Annotated in this window: 15 protein-coding genes and 1 pseudogene; 8 read left to right on the forward strand and 8 right to left on the reverse strand. The window is 74.0% G+C overall.

The features are described 5' to 3' along the window. The first annotated feature begins 22 nt into the window (after window positions 1-22). The 3 genes from ACIQAC_RS36990 to ACIQAC_RS37000 all read left to right on the forward strand — a co-directional run bounded on the left by ACIQAC_RS36990 (window position 23) and on the right by ACIQAC_RS37000 (window position 4,284). Window positions 23-1,663: a thiamine pyrophosphate-binding protein gene (locus tag ACIQAC_RS36990; RefSeq protein ID WP_402199257.1), complete on the forward strand. Its 1,641-nt coding sequence runs from the start codon at window positions 23-25 to the stop codon at window positions 1,661-1,663. Window positions 1,664-1,811: 148 nt separating this feature from the next. Continuing rightward, window positions 1,812-2,342: a hypothetical protein gene (locus ACIQAC_RS36995; protein ID WP_402199260.1), complete on the forward strand. Its 531-nt coding sequence runs from the start codon at window positions 1,812-1,814 to the stop codon at window positions 2,340-2,342. A 55-nt stretch (window positions 2,343-2,397) separates the two neighbouring features. Further along, the gene (locus ACIQAC_RS37000) at window positions 2,398-4,284 is read left to right on the forward strand and encodes an ABC transporter ATP-binding protein (protein ID WP_402199374.1); all 1,887 of its coding nucleotides are present in this window, start codon (window positions 2,398-2,400) and stop codon (window positions 4,282-4,284) included. A gap of 74 nt (window positions 4,285-4,358) precedes the next feature. On the opposite strand, the gene ACIQAC_RS37005 is transcribed toward ACIQAC_RS37000, so the two are convergent. Beyond that, on the reverse strand, window positions 4,359-4,751 hold the full coding sequence (locus ACIQAC_RS37005; protein WP_402199261.1) for a DUF5997 family protein: 393 nt from the start codon (window positions 4,749-4,751) through the stop codon (window positions 4,359-4,361). A gap of 58 nt (window positions 4,752-4,809) precedes the next feature. On the opposite strand from ACIQAC_RS37005, the gene ACIQAC_RS37010 reads away from it, so the two are divergent. After that, window positions 4,810-5,571: a LysR substrate-binding domain-containing protein gene (locus ACIQAC_RS37010; protein ID WP_402199264.1), complete on the forward strand. Its 762-nt coding sequence runs from the start codon at window positions 4,810-4,812 to the stop codon at window positions 5,569-5,571. Window positions 5,572-5,599: 28 nt separating this feature from the next. Here the strand turns inward: ACIQAC_RS37010 and ACIQAC_RS37015 are convergent. Both ACIQAC_RS37015 and ACIQAC_RS37020 read right to left on the reverse strand, forming a co-directional pair. Then, a pseudogene (locus tag ACIQAC_RS37015) lies at window positions 5,600-6,280 on the reverse strand (HAD family hydrolase); the annotation flags it as partial. Window positions 6,281-6,327: 47 nt separating this feature from the next. Continuing rightward, window positions 6,328-6,804, reverse strand: a complete 477-nt coding sequence (locus tag ACIQAC_RS37020) for an Lrp/AsnC family transcriptional regulator (protein ID WP_402199266.1) — start codon at window positions 6,802-6,804, stop codon at window positions 6,328-6,330. 246 nt (window positions 6,805-7,050) lie between these two features. On the opposite strand from ACIQAC_RS37020, the gene ACIQAC_RS37025 reads away from it, so the two are divergent. Then, a complete protein-coding gene (locus tag ACIQAC_RS37025; protein WP_402199269.1) occupies window positions 7,051-8,544 on the forward strand; it encodes an FUSC family protein in 1,494 nt (497 codons plus the stop codon). Window positions 8,545-8,656: 112 nt separating this feature from the next. Further along, window positions 8,657-9,688: a lactonase family protein gene (locus tag ACIQAC_RS37030; protein WP_402199271.1), complete on the forward strand. Its 1,032-nt coding sequence runs from the start codon at window positions 8,657-8,659 to the stop codon at window positions 9,686-9,688. Window positions 9,689-9,791: 103 nt separating this feature from the next. On the opposite strand, the gene ACIQAC_RS37035 is transcribed toward ACIQAC_RS37030, so the two are convergent. Then, window positions 9,792-10,715, reverse strand: coding sequence for a sirohydrochlorin chelatase (locus ACIQAC_RS37035; protein WP_402199273.1), 924 nt, complete (start codon window positions 10,713-10,715; stop codon window positions 9,792-9,794). 110 nt (window positions 10,716-10,825) lie between these two features. Then, window positions 10,826-11,803 carry an N-acetylglucosamine kinase gene (locus ACIQAC_RS37040; protein WP_402199376.1) on the reverse strand — a complete coding sequence of 326 codons (978 nt, stop codon included), beginning with the start codon at window positions 11,801-11,803 and terminating at the stop codon, window positions 10,826-10,828. Between the two features lie 229 nt (window positions 11,804-12,032). Between ACIQAC_RS37040 and ACIQAC_RS37045 the strand changes: the two genes are divergently transcribed. Next, window positions 12,033-12,710 (forward strand): uracil-DNA glycosylase, encoded by a 678-nt coding sequence (locus tag ACIQAC_RS37045; protein WP_402199275.1) that lies wholly within the window; start codon window positions 12,033-12,035, stop codon window positions 12,708-12,710. A 319-nt stretch (window positions 12,711-13,029) separates the two neighbouring features. Here ACIQAC_RS37045 and ACIQAC_RS37050 read toward each other — a convergent pair whose 3' ends face one another. Beyond that, entirely contained in the window at window positions 13,030-14,115 is a 1,086-nt protein-coding gene (locus tag ACIQAC_RS37050) for a WD40/YVTN/BNR-like repeat-containing protein (RefSeq protein WP_402199278.1), read from the reverse strand. 305 nt (window positions 14,116-14,420) lie between these two features. On the opposite strand from ACIQAC_RS37050, the gene ACIQAC_RS37055 reads away from it, so the two are divergent. Beyond that, a complete protein-coding gene (locus tag ACIQAC_RS37055; protein ID WP_402199280.1) occupies window positions 14,421-14,996 on the forward strand; it encodes a hypothetical protein in 576 nt (191 codons plus the stop codon). Between the two features lie 3 nt (window positions 14,997-14,999). Here ACIQAC_RS37055 and ACIQAC_RS37060 read toward each other — a convergent pair whose 3' ends face one another. Continuing rightward, the gene (locus ACIQAC_RS37060) at window positions 15,000-17,051 is read right to left on the reverse strand and encodes a HEAT repeat domain-containing protein (RefSeq protein ID WP_402199283.1); all 2,052 of its coding nucleotides are present in this window, start codon (window positions 17,049-17,051) and stop codon (window positions 15,000-15,002) included. A gap of 292 nt (window positions 17,052-17,343) precedes the next feature. Beyond that, window positions 17,344-19,023, reverse strand: a complete 1,680-nt coding sequence (locus ACIQAC_RS37065; RefSeq protein ID WP_402199285.1) for an acyl-CoA dehydrogenase family protein — start codon at window positions 19,021-19,023, stop codon at window positions 17,344-17,346. Window positions 19,024-19,030 lie beyond the last annotated feature (7 nt).

The raw sequence follows: 19,030 nt of genomic DNA on the forward strand, positions 1-19,030 counted from the left end.
CGTCGCCGAGGCTGGAGCACCGGTGAACGTCGCTGAGGCGGTCGGCCGGGCCCTTACGGCGTCCGGCGTCGACCTGGTCTTCGGTGTGGTCGGGTCGGGCAACTTCCATGTCACCAACGCCCTGGTGGCGTCCGGCGCCCGGTTCGTCGCCGCCCGGCACGAGGGCGGCGCGGCGACCATGGCCGACGCCTACGCGCGCACGAGCGGCCGGCTCGGTGTGCTGAGCGTGCACCAGGGGCCGGGCCTGACCAACGCCATGACCGGGATCACCGAGGCCGCCAAGAGCCGTACCCCGCTTGTTGTTCTGGCGGCGGAGGCGACCGAGCCGACGTCCAACTTCCATGTCGGCCAAGAGGCGTTGGCGCACGCGGTCGGCGCGGTCTCGGCACGGGTGACGTCGGCTCGGGACGCGGTGGCGGAGACCTGCGCGGCCGTGCGCCGGGCCCTGCACGAGCGCCGCACGGTCCTGCTGAACCTCCCGCTCGCGGTGCAGTCGCTGGAGGTGCCGGACGGCGCTCTCGCCCAGGTCGCGCCCCCGCCGCCGCGGCAGCCGGTCGAGCCGTCGGCACAGGACCTCGCGGCGCTGGCGGAGCTGCTCGGCCGGGCGCAGCGGCCGGTCTTCGTGGCCGGGCGCGGTGCCCGCGGACCGGGCCCCCGCGACGCCCTCGGCGCACTCGCCGAACAGCACGGCGCACTGCTCGCCACCTCCGCCGTCGCGCGCGGACTCTTCCACGGCGACCCCTGGTCCCTCGACGTCTGCGGCGGCTTCGCGTCCCCGGTGACCGCCGAACTCGTCCAGGGCGCCGACCTGGTCGTCGGCTGGGGCTGTGCCCTGAACATGTGGACCACACGCCACGGCCGGCTGATCGGTCCGCGGGCCGAGGTCGTCCAGATCGACGACGACCCGTCCGCGCTCGGCGCCCACCGGACACTGGCCCTCGGCGTCACCGGCGACACGGAACTCACCGCGCGCCGCGTGCTGGACGCAGCCACGGAACAACGGCGGGGCTACCGCACCCCGGAGGTCGGCGCCGCCCTCGCCGCGGGCGTCCGCTGGCGTGACGTGCCCTACGAGGACACCGGAACCCGCGAGCGGATCGACCCGCGGACCCTGAACATCGCGCTCGACGACATCCTCCCGGGCGAGCGTGTGGTCGGTGTGGACTCGGGGAACTTCATGGGCCACCCGAGCATGTTCCTGTCCGTGCCGGACGAGAACGGCTTCTGCTTCACCCAGGCCTTCCAGTCCATCGGCCTCGGCCTGGCCACCACGATCGGCGCCGCCCTCGCCCGCCCCGACCGCCTCCCCGTGGCCGCCCTCGGGGACGGCGGCGCGCTCATGGGCGCCGCCGAACTCGACACCGTACGGCGGCTCGGACTGCCCATGGTGGTCGTCGTCCACAACGACGACGCCTACGGCGCCGAGGTGCACCACTTCGGGCCGGGCGGACACCCCCTCGACACGGTCGAGTTCCCGCCGACGGACATCGCCGCCGTGGCCCGGGGGTACGGCTTCGAGGCGGTCACCGTGCACACCCGCGACGACCTCGGGGCGGTGGAGGCCTGGGTCGCCGGCCCACGCACCGCGCCGCTGCTCATCGACGCCAAGGTGGTCCGCGACCGGGGCGCCTGGTGGCTGGAGGAGGCGTTCAGGGGGCACTGACCGATCACCCCCGCGCTTGCGGTCGGCGGCCTGCGCTCAGGCGTGCAACCATTCCGCCAAATGGGATGTCCTACAACACATCTCCACTTTGCCGTCCTTAGGGGATGTCATGGCACGCAAGGGAACAGTCCTTCTCACACTCGCGATCATGGGTGCCACCGCGGTGGTGGCCTCCGCCCCGGCCGCCGGCGCGGCCACGGCCGCCAACTGCCCCACGGGCTGGGGCAGTCAGGCCAAGACCCTGGCCACCTCCACGGTGGACTCGGTGACCAACGTCAGGACCGGCCGCCAGGACTGCTACGACCGGATGGTCGTCGACGTCCCCGGCGCGGGCCGCGGCGAACTCGGCTACTCGGTCCAGTACGTCGACCGGATCCACCAGGACGGCTCCGGCACACCCGTCACCGTCGGCGGCGGCGCCGTCATCGAGGTCCGGGTGACCGCACCCGCCTACGACCCCGAGACCGGAAAGCCGACCTACCCCGCACGCGCGGGCAAGCCGCTGCCCGGTGTGAACCTCACCGGGTACCGCACGTTCAGGGACGCCCGGTTCGTCGGCAGCTTCGAGGGCGAGACCCAGCTCGGTCTCGGCGTACGGGCACGGCTGCCGTTCCGGGTCCAGGTGCTGACCGACCGGGTCGTGGTGGACGTGGCACACACCTGGACGGGCGTTCGCTGACGGACGAACGCTTGACCTCAACATTGGTTGAGGTCCTAGCGTCTTCCGCATGAGCATGGAAACCACAGCCTGGACCCAGCTCCAGAGCGTGATGAACGCCCAGCAGGCCCGTCGGCCCCTCGCCCGCGCGACACTCCGCAGAGTCGCCGGATTCGCCCGCCCGCACCGCCGAAGGATCACCTGGTTCGTACTGCTCGGCGTGGTCACGGCACTGCTCGCCGTAGCCACGCCGGTCCTCGCGGGACGCGTCGTCGACACGATCGTGTCGGGCGGCGACGAGGAGACCGTCGTCCGCCTCGCCCTGCTCATCGCGCTGATCGCGGTGGGGGAGGCGGCGCTCGGGCTGCTGGCCCGCCGGCTCTCCGCGACGCTCGGCGAAGGGCTCATCCTCGATCTGCGGACCGCCGTCTTCGACCATGTGCAGCGCATGCCGGTCGCGTTCTTCACCCGCACCCGGACCGGGGCGCTCGTCAGCCGCCTCAACAACGACGTCATCGGCGCCCAACGGGCCTTCAGCAACACCCTCTCCGGGGTCGTGAGCAACGTGGTGACACTGCTGCTCACCCTCGCCGTGATGCTCACCCTGTCCTGGCAGATCACCCTCCTCGCGCTGCTGCTGCTCCCGGTGTTCGTGATCCCCGCGCGGCGGATGGGCAGCCGTATGGCCCGGCTCCAGCGCGAGGCCGCCGACCACAACGCGGCCATGGGCACCCGGATGACCGAACGCTTCTCGGCGCCCGGCGCCACCCTGATCAAGCTGTTCGGCCGCCCGGACGAGGAGTCCGCGGAGTTCGCCGCGCGCGCCGCACGGGTGCGGGACATCGGCGTACGCACCGCCATGGCCCAGTCGGCGTTCATCACCGCCCTGACCCTCGTCTCCGCACTCGCCCTGGCCCTCGTCTACGGACTCGGCGGCTGGTTCGCCCTGCGCGGCACCCTGGAACCGGGCGCGGTCGTCGCCCTCGCCCTGCTCCTGACCCGTCTCTACGCGCCCCTGACCGCGCTGGCCGGAGCCCGCGTCGAGATCATGAGCGCCCTGGTGAGCTTCGAGCGGGTCTTCGAGGTCCTCGACCTCAAGCCGCTGATCGAGGAGAAGCCCAAGCCCGTGGAGGTGCCGGACGGGCCGGTGTCCGTGGAGTTCGAGGACGTCCGCTTCGGCTACCCGTCCGCCGACAAGGTCTCCCTCGCCTCCCTGGAGGAGGTGGCCTCACTGGACACCCGCGGCGGCACCGAGGTCCTGCACGGTGTCTCCTTCCGCGCCGAACCCGGCCGGACCGTCGCGCTCGTCGGCTCGTCCGGCGCCGGCAAGTCGACCGTCGCCGCCCTGCTGCCGCGGCTCTACGACGCCGACACGGGCACCGTCCGGATCGGCGGCGTCGACGTCCGGGACCTGAGCGCCCGGTCCCTGCGCGAGACCCTCGGCATGGTCACGCAGGACGGCCACCTCTTCCACGACTCGGTGCGCGCCAACCTGCTCCTCGCCAGGCCCGGGGCCACCGACGACGAACTGTGGGACGTGCTGCGCCGCTCCCGCCTGGACACCCTCGTACGCGCCCTGCCCGACGGGCTCGACACGGTCGTGGGCGAACGCGGCTACCGGCTCTCCGGCGGCGAGAGGCAACGTATGACCATCGCGCGCCTGCTGCTGGCCCGCCAGCGTGTGGTCATCCTCGACGAGGCCACGGCCCACCTGGACAACACCTCCGAAGCCGCTGTTCAGGAGGCGCTCGCCGAGGCGCTGGAGGGCCGCACGGCCGTGGTGATCGCCCACCGTCTGTCCACCGTCCGGGCCGCCGACCTCATCCTCGTCGTCGAGGACGGCCACATCGTGGAACGCGGCACCCACGACCAACTCCTCGCCACCGAGGGCCGGTACGCGGAGCTGTACCGGACCCAGTTCAGGGAGCCGGCCGGCGCGGTGGAGATCGACACGGCGGCGTGAGGCGGCCGGGACCCACGGGGTCGTGCGACGTGTCGAGGGGCGGGCGGTGAGGACCTGGGTCCGGGGACCGTCCGCTACTCGGCGGAGTCCTCGCGCTCGGCGTCCCGTGCCTTCAGCCGGGCCGCCTCCTTGCGGACGTCCGCCTGGGTCGCGCGCTCCTTCTCCAGCCACTCGGGGCGCTCCTGCCTCAGCGCCTCGATCTCCTCGGTGGTGAGGGGATCGGTCAGACCGCCGCGGGCGAGACCGGCGATGGAGACACCGAGCCTGGCGGCGACCACCGGACGCGGGTGCGGGCCGTTGAGCCGCAGCTCGCGCAGCCACTCCGGCGGGTCGGCCTGGAGCGCGGTCAGCTCGGCGCGCGAGACAACACCCTCCTGGAACTCGGCGGGGGTGGCGGGGAGGTGCACGCCCAGCTTCTTCGCCGCGGTCGCGGGCTTCATCGTCTGGGCGGTCTGGTGCGACTTCATGCTGTCCAGACTATCCGCCGGACACGAGACGTCCGACCACAGCCGGTAGCCTTGCGGGGTGACAGGCTCGGCGGCACCCCCCACGTTCCGGCTCGCGTACGTCCCCGGGACAACCCCCGGCAAGTGGGTGCGGACCTGGGACGAGCGCCGGCCCGACCTCCCCCTCGCCCTCGTCGCGGTGTCCGCCGCGGAGGCGTCCGACGTCCTGCGCGACGGCCGCGCGGACGCGGGGATCGTACGGCTCCCGGTCGACCGTACGTACTTCAGCGCCATCCCCCTCTACACCGAGACGTCGGTCGTGGTGGTCCCGAAGGACCACCTGGTCACCGCCGCGGAGGAGGTCGTTGTCGCCGACCTCGCCGACGATGTGGTCTTCCACCCGCTGGACGACGTACTCGACTGGACCGAGCTGCCGGGACAGCCCGCGATCGAGCGCCCCGCGACCACGGAGGACGCGATCGAGCTGGTCGCGGCCGGCGTCGGTGTGCTCGTCGTGCCGCAGTCGCTGGCCCGTCTGCACCACCGCAAGGACCTGACCTTCCGCCCGGTCGTCGACGCACCGCAGTCGAGCGTCGCCCTGTCCTGGCCGGAGGAGGCGACGACCGACCTCGTCGACGACTTCATCGGGATCGTGCGCGGCCGCACGGTCAACAGCACCCGTGGCCGGACCAAGCCCGAGTCCGAGGCGAAGGACAAGCGCCGCGACGACGGGGGAGCGGCCCGCCGCAAGCCCCCGCCCGGCAAGAAGCCGGCCGGCGGCCGGACCCGCGGCGGCTCGGGCACCCCGGCCAGACGCGGGCGCCCGCGCCGCAAGTCCTAGGCCCGGTGCCTATCCGGCGCTGCTCCGACGCCCGCGCCAGCCAGTCGTACGTCGCCCGCGCGGTGAACTCCGGCTGGCCGCCGCGCAGCAGCAGCGCGGCCGTCGCGAACTCCGGGGCATCGGCCTGCGCGGTGACGTACGGGACGGCGACACAGCGCATTCCGGCCGCGTGGGCGGCCGCCGCGCCCGGTGCCGCGTCCTCCAGGACCACACAGTCGGCCGGGGCGGCGCCGAGCCTGCGGGCGGCCTCCAGGAAGACGTCGGGGGCGGGCTTGCCGTGCGGGACCTCGTCGGCGGAGACAACGGTGTGCAGGTGGGCGTCCAGCCCGGTGCCCGCCAGGACCGCTTCGATCACCTCGACCGACGAGCCGGAGGCCACGGCCATGGGGACGCCCTCGCCCGCGAGGAGTCCGACGAACTCGCGCATCTCCGGGTACGCGCGCGTGGCCGTCCGGGCCAGTTCGAGGTAGCGGGCGTTCTTCGCGGCGAGCAACTCGTCGACGGAGGCCGCGAGTCCGTACCGCCGCTTCCACGCGGTGATCGTCTCCAGCGTGCTGACGCCGACGTACTGCTCGTGGTCGGCCCAGGAGAAGTCCGGGACGCCGTGCTGGGCGAGCACCTGGCGGCCGGCCTCGTAGTAGGTCGGCTCGCTGTCCACAAGCGTTCCGTCGAGATCGAAGATGACCGAGAGGGCGCCGAGGTTGCTCATGTGGTCCAGCATGCCAAGGAGGCGACCGACGCCGGGGACCCGGGTGATCACTTCCCGGCGGCCCGTCCGATCGATTCGACCAGCGGCAGCAGCCGGTGCGGCACACGCTCCCGCAGGGCCACCTCACTGCGTGTACGCACCACCCCCGGCATGCTGATCAGCTTCTGGATCACGTCCTCCAGATGCCCGTTGTCGCGCGCGACCACCCGGGTGAGCAGATCCCCGCCACCGGTGATCGAGAACGCCTCGACGATCTCCGGTACGGCCGCCAGCGCGTCGCCCACGTCGTCCAGGTGGCCCTGGGTGACCTCGATGTGCACAAAGGCCAGCACGGGGTGGCCGAGCGCGGCGGGGGAGAGGAACGGCCCGGTGCCGGTGATCACACCGTCCCGCTCCAGCCGGTCCAGGCGGGCCTGGAGCGTGCCGCGGGCGACACCGAGGATGCGCGCGTACTCCCGCACGCTGGTACGCGGCTGTTCCAGGAGCAGCCGCAGGATGCGGGTGTCCAGTTCGTCCACGGCCATCGCGGCGCCCCTTCCTAGTTGATCTTCGGTGACTGTACCAATGGCTCAGTGGCCCGGATTCGGCCAGGGCCACCCCACCTGGTCCGTTGGTCCTTCGCCACGCAGGCCACGCCACCTCATGATGGGCCATTGGACCACCATGCTCGTCGCCACTTGAGCCAGAGGTGACGGAGATGCTCTTATGGTGCCGTCGATGGCGCTGCGGACCCCGCGGCGCCTTTCTCATGCGCGAGGGGGCGGGAAGCAGTGCTGAAGAGGGTGTTCGTGGCGCCGGACCCGGACCGCGTGCGACTGCGCTTCGCCGCGCGGGCGGTCCTCGGCATCGGCCTTGCGGTCGTCGTCTGCGGCCTCGCCGGACACTCGCTGGTCGGCGCAGTCACCGGCGGCCTCGCCGCGCTGCTCACCCTGTTCACCGTCACCGACGCCACCGTGCGCGGACAGGCGGTCACCACCGCGCTGCTCCCGGCCGTCGGCCTGCCGGTGCTCGCCGCCGCGGCCGAACTGCACGACCAGCCCCTCGCCCGCGACCTGGTCTTCCTCACGGTCGTCGGCGCCGGTGTGTACGCGCGCAGGTGGGGCCCGCGCGGCCACAGCCTCGGTGTGTTCGCGTTCATGACGTACTTCGTCGCCCAGTTCCTGCACGCCACCCCGGCCCGGCTGCCCGAGCTCTACGCCGCCGTCCTGCTGTCCGTACTGATCGCGGCGGCCGTCCGCTTCGGCCTGTGGTGCTACGAGCGCCGCCTGCCGCCCGCCCCGGCCCCCGCCCCGCCGGACGGTACCGGCCTCGCCCGCGTCACCACCCGCCAGGCCGTCCAGGCCACCGCCGGCGCGGGCTTCGCGCTGGTCGTGGGACAGCTGCTGTCGGGCGAGCGCTGGTACTGGGCCGTCGGCGCCACCTGGTGGATCTTCGTCAACACCACCTCGCGCGGCGAGACCCTGGTCCGCGGCTTCCGCCGGGTCCTCGGCACGGTCATCGGCATCGGACTGGGCCTGCTGGTCGCCGTCCCCGTGCACGGCGCCGCCCTGCCGACGGCCGTCCTGCTCACCGCGTGCGTCTTCGGCATCTTCTACACCGCGGCTGTCTCGTACACGTGGATGATGCTCTGCGTCACGCTCCTGGCCTCCCTGCTCTACGGCCTGCTCGGCGTCCTCGACCCCGCTCTGCTGGCGCTGCGGCTCGCCGAGACCGGCGTCGGCGCGCTCGGCGCCGTCCTCGCCGTGCTGTTCCTGCTGCCGGTCACCACACACGGCGTCACCCACGCCTGGGTCCGGCGCGCGCTGCGCTGTGTGCACGCCTGCACCGCGGAGGCGGCGGCGCGCCTCGCCGGGGTCCCGGGCGCCGATCCGGCGCCGCGCGTGGCCGAGCTGGAGCAGTTCCTCGGCCGGGTCCGGCTCGCCCTGGCCCCGCTCGTGCACCCGCTGAACCCGATGCTCGGCCGCAAGCGCCGGGCCCGCCGGATCCGCGACCTGCTCGACGACTGCGCCCGCGAGATCCGCGGTCTGGTGACCGTCGCCGCCGACCCGGAGGCCTCGCACGACGCCCGCCTCGCCGCCGCCTGCTGGCGGGTGGAGGCCGCGGTGGAGGCGCTGACCGGCGGCCCCGGCGAGGACGTCGCCCCGGCGCCCGAGCTGCTGCCGGACGCCCCCGCACTCGCCCATCTGCACGGCCTGGAGCGGGCGCTGGCCGAACTCGCCACGCCGTTGCGGGCGCCCTCCGGTTCACCGCTCGTGGGCGCCTGACGGCACGCCGGCCCCCGAGGGAGCGCCGCAGTCGACGTACGGCTGGTCTAGACCGCCGTAGATCGACTGCTACCGTCAGCCGGGACGGCACAGCCACCGAGAGGGGACAGCGGTGACGCAAGGCGGCAGGCGGCAACGGGCGTTCGTCGGATCGTTCACGGCGGCCGGGGGCTCCGGCGTGGTGACGGCGGCGGTGGATCCCCACGACGGCGCCCTGACCGCGCTGAGCGGCGTGGACGGCGTCCCCGACCCCTCGTACCTGACGCTCTCGCCCGACGGGCGCATGCTCTACGCGGTCAGCGAGACCGCCGAGGGCGCGGTGGCCGCCTACCGTGTCGACGGCGACACCCCCGAGCCCGCCGGGCCGCCCGTGGCCGTCGGCGGCAGCGGGCCCACCCACCTCAGCGTGCACGCGGGGCACGTCCTGACCGCCAACTACGGCTCCGGCAGCGTCAGCGCGGTCCCCGTGCGCCCGGACGGGACGCTCGGCCCCGCCGTCTCCGACGTGTTCGCGCACTCCGGCGCCGGTCCGCACACCCCGCGCCAGCAGGGCCCGCACGCCCACCAGGTGCAGCCCGACCCGAGCGGCCGCTGGGCCGTCAGCGTCGACCTCGGCACGGACTCGGTGCGCGTGTGCACTCTCACGGACGGCCGGCTCACCCTGCACCGCGAGTTCGCGCTGCGCCCCGGCGCGGGCCCCCGCCATCTCGCCTTCCACCCGGACGGCTCGTACGCCTACGTCCTCAACGAACTCACCCCCACCGTCACCGTCTGCCGCTGGGACGCCGCGGACGGCTCACTGAAGCCGCTGGCCGAGGTACGGGTGCTGCCGGGCTCCCCGGACGGGGACGCCTACCCGTCGGGCATCGTGGCCTCGCGCGACGGACGGTTCGTGTGGACCGCCACGCGCGGCGAGGACGTACTGTCCCTGCTCGCCGTCGACGGCGAGGAGCTGCGGCTGGTCGGGACGGTGCCGTGCGGGGGCCACTGGCCGCGTGCGATCACCGAGTCCGGCGGTTTCCTCTACGTCGCCAACGAACGTTCCGGGGACGTGACCTGGTTCGCCCTGGACGAGGCCACCGGACTGCCGCGCCGCGCCGGCTCCATCCGCGTGCCGGCCGCGTCCTGCGTGGTCTTCGGCTGAGAAGCCGTCCGGGGGTTCCCCCGGAACATGCCGAAGGGCCCGGCTCCTGCGCCAGGAGCGGGCCCTTCGCGTACGTGAGCTCGTACGGCGGCGGAACTGCGGGTCAGCGCGCCTGGGCGCCCTGCGTCTGCTGCGGCGCGATGCCCAGCGCGGTCGTGTACTTCGCGAGGGCCAGCTTGCCGATCGCCGGGTACGGGCCGAGCGCCTCGGCCGCGGCACAGTCGGCCTCCGTCGCGGCGGCCTCGATCAGGGCCGGGTCGATCTCCGGGCCGATCAGATAGGGCGCCAGCGCCAGCTGCTGCGAACCGGAGCCGCGTAGCTGCTCGGCGATCGCGGAGATCGCGCCCTCCTCGTCGAGCGCGGCGGCCATCACCGGCACGGCGAGCCGCGCGGCCAGCAGCATGCCCGTGATCCCGGCCGCCTGCACGGCCTCCTCGCCACCCACCGAGGCGAGGATGATGCCGTCCGCGGCGGTGGCCACGGTGAACAGCCGGGCGCGGTCGGCGCGGGCGAGGCCGGCCTCCGACAGCCGCACGTGCAGCGCCTCCGCGAGCAGCGGGTGCGGGCCGAGCACATCGGTCAGCTCCGCGGCGACACGGCTGTCCATCACCGCCTGCCGGACCTGGCGCAGCAGCGCGCTGTCCGGACCGGCCAGCAGCGGCACGACCACCGCGACCGGGCCCTCGGGCTCCTTGGCGTCCGCACCGACGGCGACGGCCTGCTCGTAGCGGGCCGTACGCTCCTCGGCCGCGTGCGTGAGCACGGAGCGCAGCGAGGGGAACTCCGCGTCGTCGCCGTCGAGGTACCCGATCCGGGCGTCCAGGCCGGGCAGCTCGGAGCGCGCGATGCTCACGATCTCCTCGGTGATGCTGCGCGAGGCGGCGCTGGGCGTACCGGGCACCGCGAGAACGAGGGCGGGCGCGCCCTCGGGAGCCGCGAGCGGCTCGGGTCGGCGGTGCCGACCGGGCTGGCGGGGGCGCGGCATTCGTACAGGCAGGCCGGACGCGGGCCCAGTGGGGGAGCTCATGGCGCCGAATGTTACTGGTTTCCTCGGTTCCCCTGTTCGGGGAGGGTGCAGGTGAACGGTATCCGTCCGGTTTTGTCTGATGAGTTACGTATCGATCGGAAATGTACGGATCAGATCTCTTCTGCACCTGTTCTGCTAGGCGTTTGCGTGACAGACAGCATGTTTTTGTCGAACGGAAGCGTCAACGCACCGGTGGCGAGCCGGCTCGCGATATGCACCGCGCCGTGCAGCGGATCCCCCTCCGCGGCCACCCGCCGCGCCCGCGGCAGCCGCTGCGCCAGCTCGGCCTCCAGCGGTTCGAGAAGGACGGGACCCATCCGGAACAGACCGCCCGTGAGCGCCACCCGGGGCTCGCCCGCGGTGGGGCACACGGCCGCGGCGGAGTCCGCCATGTGCCGCGCGGCGGCGCGCAGGATGCCGGCGGCGACCGGGTCGGTCTCGGCGCAGGCGGCGACCCGGGGTGCGAAGGCGGCCAGTACGGCGGGCCGGTCCGGACGCGGGTACAGCTTCCCGGGCAGCCCCGGCACCGGCCCGAACTCCTCCTCCGCGCAGGCCAGCAGCGGCGCCGAACCACCGGGCCGCCCGTCGTGCGCCCGCAGCGCCGCCTCAAGACCCGCGCGCCCGATCCACGCGCCCCCGCCGCAGTCGCCCAGCAGATGACCCCAGCCGTCGGCCCGGTGCCACCGCGACAGATCCGTGCCGACGGCGATCAGCCCGGTCCCGGCGGCCACCACCGCGCCCGGCCTCGCCCCGAGCGCACCGGCGTAGGCGGTCACGGCGTCGGCGGCCAGCGCCAGCGTCGAGACGCCGAACTCCCGGTGCAGCGCGCCCGGCAGCTCGGCCCGCAGCGCCTCGCCCAGCGTGCTGAGACCGGCCGCACCGACGGCCGCCGTACCGACTTCCGCCACCGCCGTCTCCTCGGTCAACGACCGGACCATCGGCACCAGTTGCCGCATCAGATGATCGGGGTCGATGCCGCGCGGCCCGGTGCGGACGGGTTCCGGTGACTCGCGTTGGGCGAGTGCGCCCCGGGCGGCCGTGCCGACGACCACCCGCAGGCCCGAGCCGCCCGAGTCGACGGCGAGGATTCCGGGGGAGGGTGCGGTTCCTGGGGAGGAGGTGCTCCCGAGGGAGGCGGGGGACGCGGGGGTGCCGGGGGAGACGTCCCTGTCACTGGTCACGGCAGGCGCCGGTCCACGGGCTGTCCTCCTCCTCGACGACCTTGATGAGGAGGAAGAGTAGCGGCGGGCGGGGCGTCCGTGCGTGAGGGGAGCGTGTTGTGCGGGACCCCGGTGTGTGCCAGTAGGGTGACGCGCTGTGGCTCCACGACCCTTGTATGAACTTGTTGAGGCGGGCTGGGCGAAGGCCCTGGAACCCGCGGCCGAACGCATCGCCGCGATGGGCGACTTCCTGCGGGCCGAGATAGCGGCCGGCCGGACGTATCTGCCGGCCGGAGCGAACGTGCTGCGCGCCTTCCAGCAGCCCTTCGACGACGTCCGAGTGCTGATCGTCGGTCAGGACCCCTATCCCACACCGGGGATGGCCATCGGGCTGAGCTTCGCGGTGGCGCCCGAGGTGCGTTCGCTGCCCGGCAGCCTGGAGAACATCTTCCGGGAGATGCATACCGACCTGGGGCTGCCCAGGCCGTCCAACGGGGATCTGACACCGTGGACCCAGCAGGGGGTGCTGCTGCTCAACAGGGCGCTGACCACGGCACCGCGCAAGCCGGGCGCGCATCGCGGTCAGGGCTGGGAAGAGGTCACCGAGCAGGCGATCCGGGCGCTCGCCGGACGCGGCAAGCCGCTGGTGTCCATCCTGTGGGGGCGTGACGCCCGCAACCTCCGTCCGCTGCTGGGTGAGCTGCCGGCGATCGAGTCGGCGCATCCGTCGCCCATGTCGGCGGACCGCGGCTTCTTCGGCTCACGTCCCTTCAGCAGGGCCAACGAACTGCTCGCCGGACAGGGCGCCGAGCCGGTGGACTGGCGACTGCCGTAGCGCACGGTCCCGGGCCACCCGGGACCGCAGCGCCGCGCAGGTTCCTGACGGACGCGGGTGTTCCCAGGGATGGGCCCCTCGTCCGCCAGGAGCGCTTCCGTCGCGTACGGACCTGACCCCCGCCTGCGGTCGCCATCGGCGACCCACCGGCGGGACCGGCCACCATTCCGGCGGGCCGTCACCCGGTCGGGCCGTCGCTACGCCCGGCCGTCGGCCCACTCAGCCGGCGCCCCGCCCAGCCGGCGCCCCGCCCAGCCGGCGCCCCGCCCAGCCGACGCCCCGCTCGGCCGGCGCCCCGCTCGGCCGGCGCCCGCCAGGGTCAGCTCACCGCCGCCGCTCGCACGCAGAGCACGTCGGGCAGATGTGAGGCCAGCTCCTCCCAGCTGTCGCCGTCGTCGGCCGACGCGAACACCTCGCCGTTGCGGTTGCCGAAGTACACGCCCGCCGGATCGGCGTCGTCCGTGCACAGGGCGTCGCGCAGCACCGTGCCGTAGTGGTCACCCTGCGGCAGCCCCGCCGTCAGCGGCTCCCAGCTCTTCCCGGCGTCCGCCGTGCGGAACACCCGGCAGCGACGGTCGGCGGGCACCCGGTCCGCGTCCGCGTTGATCGGGAAGACATACGCCGTGTCCCCGCGCGCGGGATGCGTCGCTGCCGCGAACCCGAAGGTGGACGGCAGCCCCTCGCCGATGTCGATCCAGTGCGCGCCCGCGTCGTCCGTGCGGTAGACACCCCAGTGGTTCTGTAGATACATCCGGTCGGGATTGGCCGAATCTTTTGCGATTTTGTGCACGCACTGCCCGAACTCCGGGTTCGGGTCCGGCAGGAACACCGCGGAGACACCCGAGTTGGCCGGCGCCCAGCTGGCCCCGCCGTCGGTCGTGCGGAACACACCGGCCGTCGACACCGCGACCGTCACCGTCCGCGGGTCGCGGGCGTCCGTGATCACCGTGTGCAGCCCCTCGCCACCGCCGCCCGGCACCCACTTCGAGCGCGTCGGGTGCTCCCACAGCGGGCGGACCAGATCGAACGTCTCGCCCCTGTCCTCCGAGCGGTACAGCGCCGCGGGTTCCGTGCCCGCGTACACCACGTCCGGCTCGGCCGCCGCCGGGTGCAGCTGCCACACCCGCTCCAGCGAGGCCTCCGTCTCCTTGGGGAACCTGACCGCGGGCCTGGCCGGTTCGGTCCAGGTGCGGCCCAGGTCGTCGGAGTGGAACACCGACGGCCCCCAGTGCGCGCTGTCGCCGCCCGCCAGCAGCCGAGGCCTGTCACCACGGGTGTCGATCGCGACCGAGTACACGGCCTGCGCGTTGAAGTACGGGCTCTCGTCGAACTCCCACGAGCCACCGCGCCGCCGCCCGATGAACAGACCTTTGCGCGTGCCCACGGCCAGTAGTACCTCGGTCATGCCGGTCACCTCCGCGACGCCTTTGTCCCAGACACCCGCCAGTCTGCACCCCGCCACTGACAGTCACCCCTGGAAGTCACTTCGGCGCAGGTCAGCGCCGTGTTGCCGGGCCGCTGCACCGGCGGGAGCGCGGGATGAACCGGCCCCCGGGGGAGGGGGCGAGGGCCGGCGCGGACCGTATGGAACGCGCCACACCTCGGACCGCCGTGAGCACCCGGCCGCCGGCACCCGTATGGAAGGACGGTCGCGTGGAAAGGCGGTCGCGCACGCCCACGCGCGGATCGGACAGAGGAGGGAAGCCCTCGATGGCGTTCCGGGGTCGGCAGAAGTGGCTGTGGCGCTGGCGGAGCAATCCCCTCAGACGCCCTTCGGACCGGACGGAGGCCTGGGTCGTGCTCGCCACCTGGGCACTCACCGTCCTGGTCGGCGCGCTGGGCGGACTGGCCACCGCCGGGTCCGTCGAGCACTCGCTGGCACGCGAGCGTGCGGAGTGGCGGCCGGTGACGGCCCGGCTCACGGGGGACGCGCCCGGCACCGCGCGCGGCTCGTCGGGCGTCGACCGGGTGTGGGCCGAGGTCGGCTGGACCGCGCCGGACGGCAGCGCCCGCAGCGGACAGGCCCGGGTCGTGCCGGGCAGCGGTGAGGGCAGCGCGGTCACCGTCTGGACCGACCCCAACGGCCGCCTCGTCACCGAGCCCGCCAGTGCCGCCCAGGCCAGGGTCCGCTCGTCGGCGATCGGCTGCCTGGCCGGTCTCAGCGCGGCCATGCTGCCGATCGCCGCGGGCGGTATGGTCCGCGCCAGGATGGAACGCCGCCGCCTGGACCAGTGGGACACGGACTGGGCCCACTTCGACGCCCTACGGGGACGGCAGACGGGGTGAGGCCTACGTCCCCTCCAGCAGCTCCCGGCACAACCGCAACAACCGCTCGTCCTCGGGAACGCCGTCACCGGCGCGGCCGTCCACACCCGCCAAGTGCCGTCGCGGTGCGGCCCGTTCGGCCGCGACCAGGTCCCGCAGGGGCGCCCCTGCGGGAGCCATCTCCCGCAGGCACTCGGCGATCCTGACCCGCACGGACGGGCTCCGCGTCCATGCCGCCCGCAGTACCGGAAGCGCCGGCTCCGCGTCCTCGCCGATCCGCCACAGGGCGTACGCCGCCGCGACGCGCTCCCGGACTGCCCCGGCCCCCGCCATATCCATCGTGTCGCGCAGTACGGACAGCGCGGGAAGGGCCGACGGGCCCAGCCGCGCCACCTCTTCGGCGGCGGCCGTGCGCCGCCGTAGATCGCCCGCCGCCAACTCCCGCAGCAGCACGGGCAGTACGGCCGACGCGTCGCCCTGAACCGACCACAGTGCGCCCGCGGCCACCGCGCCGAACTCGCCGTCCAGCAACCCGCGCAGCACCGGCACCCCCGCACCCGCCGCGGGACCGAACGCCCCCAGGGCCCGTATCGCAGCCCGCGCGACCGGCTCCGTCGGCTCCGCGCCGGAGTCCTCTAACAGCCGTACTGCCTCGGAGACGGCGGCCTCGTCGCCGAGGTCCGTGAGGGCGGTCAGGAGGGGTGCGATCCGGGCGGCCGTGGTGGGGGAGTCCGGGGTCGCGACGGCCAGTTCGCGCCGCAGGGCCGGTGCGAGCGGGGCCGCTTCCCGGCCCAGAGGGGCGAGTACGAGACCCAGGTCGTCGGGGACGACGGGCCCGGCCAGGACCTTGGCGAGCAGCGGTGTCGCGCGGCGGTCGCCGGTGCGTGCCAACGCCTTGAGCGGGCCGCCGAGAACCGGCCTCCCGCGTCCCCAGGCCCGGACCCACAGGTCGGGGCGGGCGGCCGCCAGTTCATGGAGCGCGTCCGCGGCGGGCGCGGCCGGCTCGAAGAGATCAACCAGGACGGAGACGGCGGCGTCGCGCAGTCCGCTCTCCTCGGCGGCCAGTTGGGCACCGATCAACCTGACCGACTCGGTGTGGTCGCCCCGCCACTCTCGCAGCAGGCCCGCCGCCATCCGCACGGCGTTGCAGCGGTCCGACGCGCTCGGGCTGCTCAACTGCCCGTTCAGCAGCGCCCTGCGGTCCGGTATTCGATCGTCGAGCGCCGAGTGCAGGGTGCCGAGGAGCCGCGCGCCCTCCTCGTCCGACGGCCGCAGCCGGCGAACGTGCCGGGACAGCGTGTCCTTCACCGGGCGACACCGCTCGGCACACCGCCCCTGCGACCGCTCCCTGAGCAGGCGTACGGCCGTCGGCACCAGATCGTCCGGCAGCCGCTCGGGCCCGTGGGCGGCGAGCTGACCGAGTGCGGCCAGCCGCAGTACAGGCCCGTTCGGCGGGGCGCTGTGCACGGCGAGGAGATCCAGTGCCGGGCCGGAGTAGGGCGGATGGCGGCGCGCGAACGTCCCGAGCCCCTCGGTCAGCGTGATCAGCACGCGGTCGTCCCGCTCCACCCGGATCCGCTCCCGCAACACACCGAGCACATGCGCGGGCTCGTCGAGAAAGCCGACCAGCGCGGGCGGCACCGCGCGGCGCACTCCCGCGTCGGCGTCGCCGGCGAGCCGGACGAAGACCGGCGCACCGGCCCGGACCGCCGCGCGGGCAAGCCCGTACAGATCCCCGGCCTGTTCCTCCGGGGCGCCGGCCTCGTCCTCGTGGGCGCCGGTGCCGGCGTCCCGGGCCCCGGATCCGCTCCCGATGCTCACCAGCAACTCGACGATCCCGGCCCGGTCCCGGCCCTCCTCCCGCGCCGCCAGCGCGAGCAGAAACGGAACGCAGGCGAGCGTCGAGTCGTACACCCGGCCCTGGTCGTGCACCGTGCCGTACATCCCGTCGAGCGCGGTCTCCCGCTCGGCGGGATCGTCCGAGGCGAGCCCCCGGACCAGTCCGGGCACGTCCCGCGCGCTGCCGTACGCATGCCGCAGCGACGCCCAGTCGATGTCGTCGATCCCCGTGAACACGCCGTCCCTCCCCCGGGCGCAGTGGTCGCACTGCCTTCCGATCAGGAGTCTGCACCACGGCACTGACAACGAACCGGAATCCGGCCGCGTGCCCGCGGGATCTGTGACACGTGCCCGCACGGGCAGCCGGGAAGGGCATTTTGGGGCCGCGCGGGCGGCCGGCGACGGCTGCTTCGGCCGACGCGTGCAGACGGTCCGGGACGGCCGGCTCGGAGCGCGTGTGCAGTCGGACACGAGTCACCTGTCCCCGGGCGGGCGGGCGTTCGGCCCAGGGCGGCCGTCACCCGGCCGCTCACTCTCCGCCCGGCAGCGCCCGCTCCAGGATCGCGTCCACACCCGCGTTCTCCGGCAGCGTGCCGAAGGAGTGCCCCCAGTCACCGCCCAGCCGGGTCGCGCAGAACGCGTCGGCGACGGCGGGCGGCGCGTGCCGGACGAGGAGGGATGCCTGGAGGGTGAGGGCGAGTTGCTCGACCAGCCGTCGGGCGCCGGCCGGCGACGCGCCGGTGAGCAGCCCCTTGAGGCGGGTCACGGCGGCGTCCAGGCGTGCGTCCGCCCCGCGCGCGAGGCCGAGTTCGGCGAACAGGGCGTCCGCCGTGCCGGGTTCGCGGCCCAGAGCACGCAGGACGTCGAGCGCGTTGACGTTGCCCGAGCCCTCCCAGATCGACAGCAGGGGTGCCTCCCGGTAGTGGCGCGGCATGCCCGAGTCCTCGACGTAGCCGTTGCCGCCGAGGCACTCCAGCGCCTCCGCGGTGAAGGCCGGACCCCGCTTGGTCACCCAGTACTTGCCCACGGCGGTGGCGAGGCGCCGGAAGCCCTGCTCGGCGGTGTCGCCCCGGGAGACCCGGTCGGCCGCCCCCGCAAGCCGCAGCGTGAGCGTCGTGGCGGCCTCGGACTCCAGCGCCAGATCGGCCAGTACGTTGCGCATGAGGGGCTGGTCCAGCAGCCGGGCGCCGAACGCGCTGCGGTGCCGGACGTGGTGGCCCGCCTCGACGAGCGTCCTGCGCATCAGGGTCGCCGAGGCCATCACACAGTCCAGGCGGGTGCAGTTGACCATCTCGATGATGGTCTTCACCCCCTGCCCCTCCGGCCCCACCAGCCAGGCGACGGTGCCGTCGAACTCCGGCTCGGAGGAGGCGTTGGAGCGGTTGCCGAGCTTGTCCTTCAGCCGCTGGATACGGAACGGGTTGCGGCTGCCGTCGGGCAGCACACGCGGCACGAGGAAACACGAGAGGCCGCCCGGTGCCTGCGCCAGGACCAGGAACAGGTCGCACATCGGCGCCGAGGTGAACCACTTGTGCCCGCGCAGGGTGTACACGCCGGGCTCGGCCGTCGGCGTGGCGGCCGTGGTGTTCGTACGGACGTCGGATCCGCCCTGCTTCTCCGTCATCCCCATCCCGGCGAGCAGCCCGCGCTTCTCGGTCGGCACGCGCAGTCCCGGGTCGTACGCGCGGGCGGTCAGCAGCGGTTCGTAGACCTTGGCCAGCTCCGGCTGGCGGCGCAGCGCGGGCACGGCGGCATACGTCATCGATGTCGGACAGCCGTGCCCGGCCTCGCTGTGGCCCCACACGAGCCCGCCCGCGGTACGGGCGACATGGGCGCCGGGACGGTCGTCCGCCCAGGGCGCGCCCGCGAGGCCCTCCTCGACCGCCACCCGCATCAGCTGGTGCCAGCTCGGATGGAAGTCGACCTCGTCGATCCGGTTGCCGAACCGGTCGTGGGTGCGCAGCTCGGGCTCGTGGCGATTGGCCAGCTCGCCCCACTCCTGCGCCTCGGCCCCGCCGGCCCGCGCTCCGAGCCGCCGCAGGTCTGCCTCGGCCCATCCGGCACCCTCACGCCGCACCCCTTCCAGCAGGGCGACGTCGTCGGAGGCGTCGTAGGGCGCCAGGGGCGGGGGCTGGTTGGTGACGTCATGGGTGACGTGCTGCTCGTCCGCCGGGACGGTGTCGTACGCGTACGCGGGGAGGATGGCCATACGCGAG

The sequence above is a fragment of the Streptomyces sp. NPDC088387 genome, from assembly GCF_044753385.1.
GTDB lineage: Bacteria > Actinomycetota > Actinomycetes > Streptomycetales > Streptomycetaceae > Streptomyces.

What these genes read in the sequence shown, in the direction of transcription:
- ACIQAC_RS37000 (WP_402199374.1), top strand. Translation starts at nt 2,398, where the DNA reads ATGGAAACCACAGCCTGGACCCAGCTCCAGAGCGTGATGAACGCCCAG.
- ACIQAC_RS36995 (WP_402199260.1), top strand. Translation starts at nt 1,812, where the DNA reads ATGGGTGCCACCGCGGTGGTGGCCTCCGCCCCGGCCGCCGGCGCGGCC.
- ACIQAC_RS37065 (WP_402199285.1), bottom strand. Translation starts at nt 19,023, where the DNA reads ATGGCCATCCTCCCCGCGTACGCGTACGACACCGTCCCGGCGGACGAG.
- ACIQAC_RS37005 (WP_402199261.1), bottom strand. Translation starts at nt 4,751, where the DNA reads ATGAAGTCGCACCAGACCGCCCAGACGATGAAGCCCGCGACCGCGGCG.
- ACIQAC_RS37035 (WP_402199273.1), bottom strand. Translation starts at nt 10,715, where the DNA reads ATGAGCTCCCCCACTGGGCCCGCGTCCGGCCTGCCTGTACGAATGCCG.
- ACIQAC_RS37020 (WP_402199266.1), bottom strand. Translation starts at nt 6,804, where the DNA reads ATGGCCGTGGACGAACTGGACACCCGCATCCTGCGGCTGCTCCTGGAA.
- ACIQAC_RS37050 (WP_402199278.1), bottom strand. Translation starts at nt 14,115, where the DNA reads ATGACCGAGGTACTACTGGCCGTGGGCACGCGCAAAGGTCTGTTCATC.
- ACIQAC_RS37055 (WP_402199280.1), top strand. Translation starts at nt 14,421, where the DNA reads ATGGCGTTCCGGGGTCGGCAGAAGTGGCTGTGGCGCTGGCGGAGCAAT.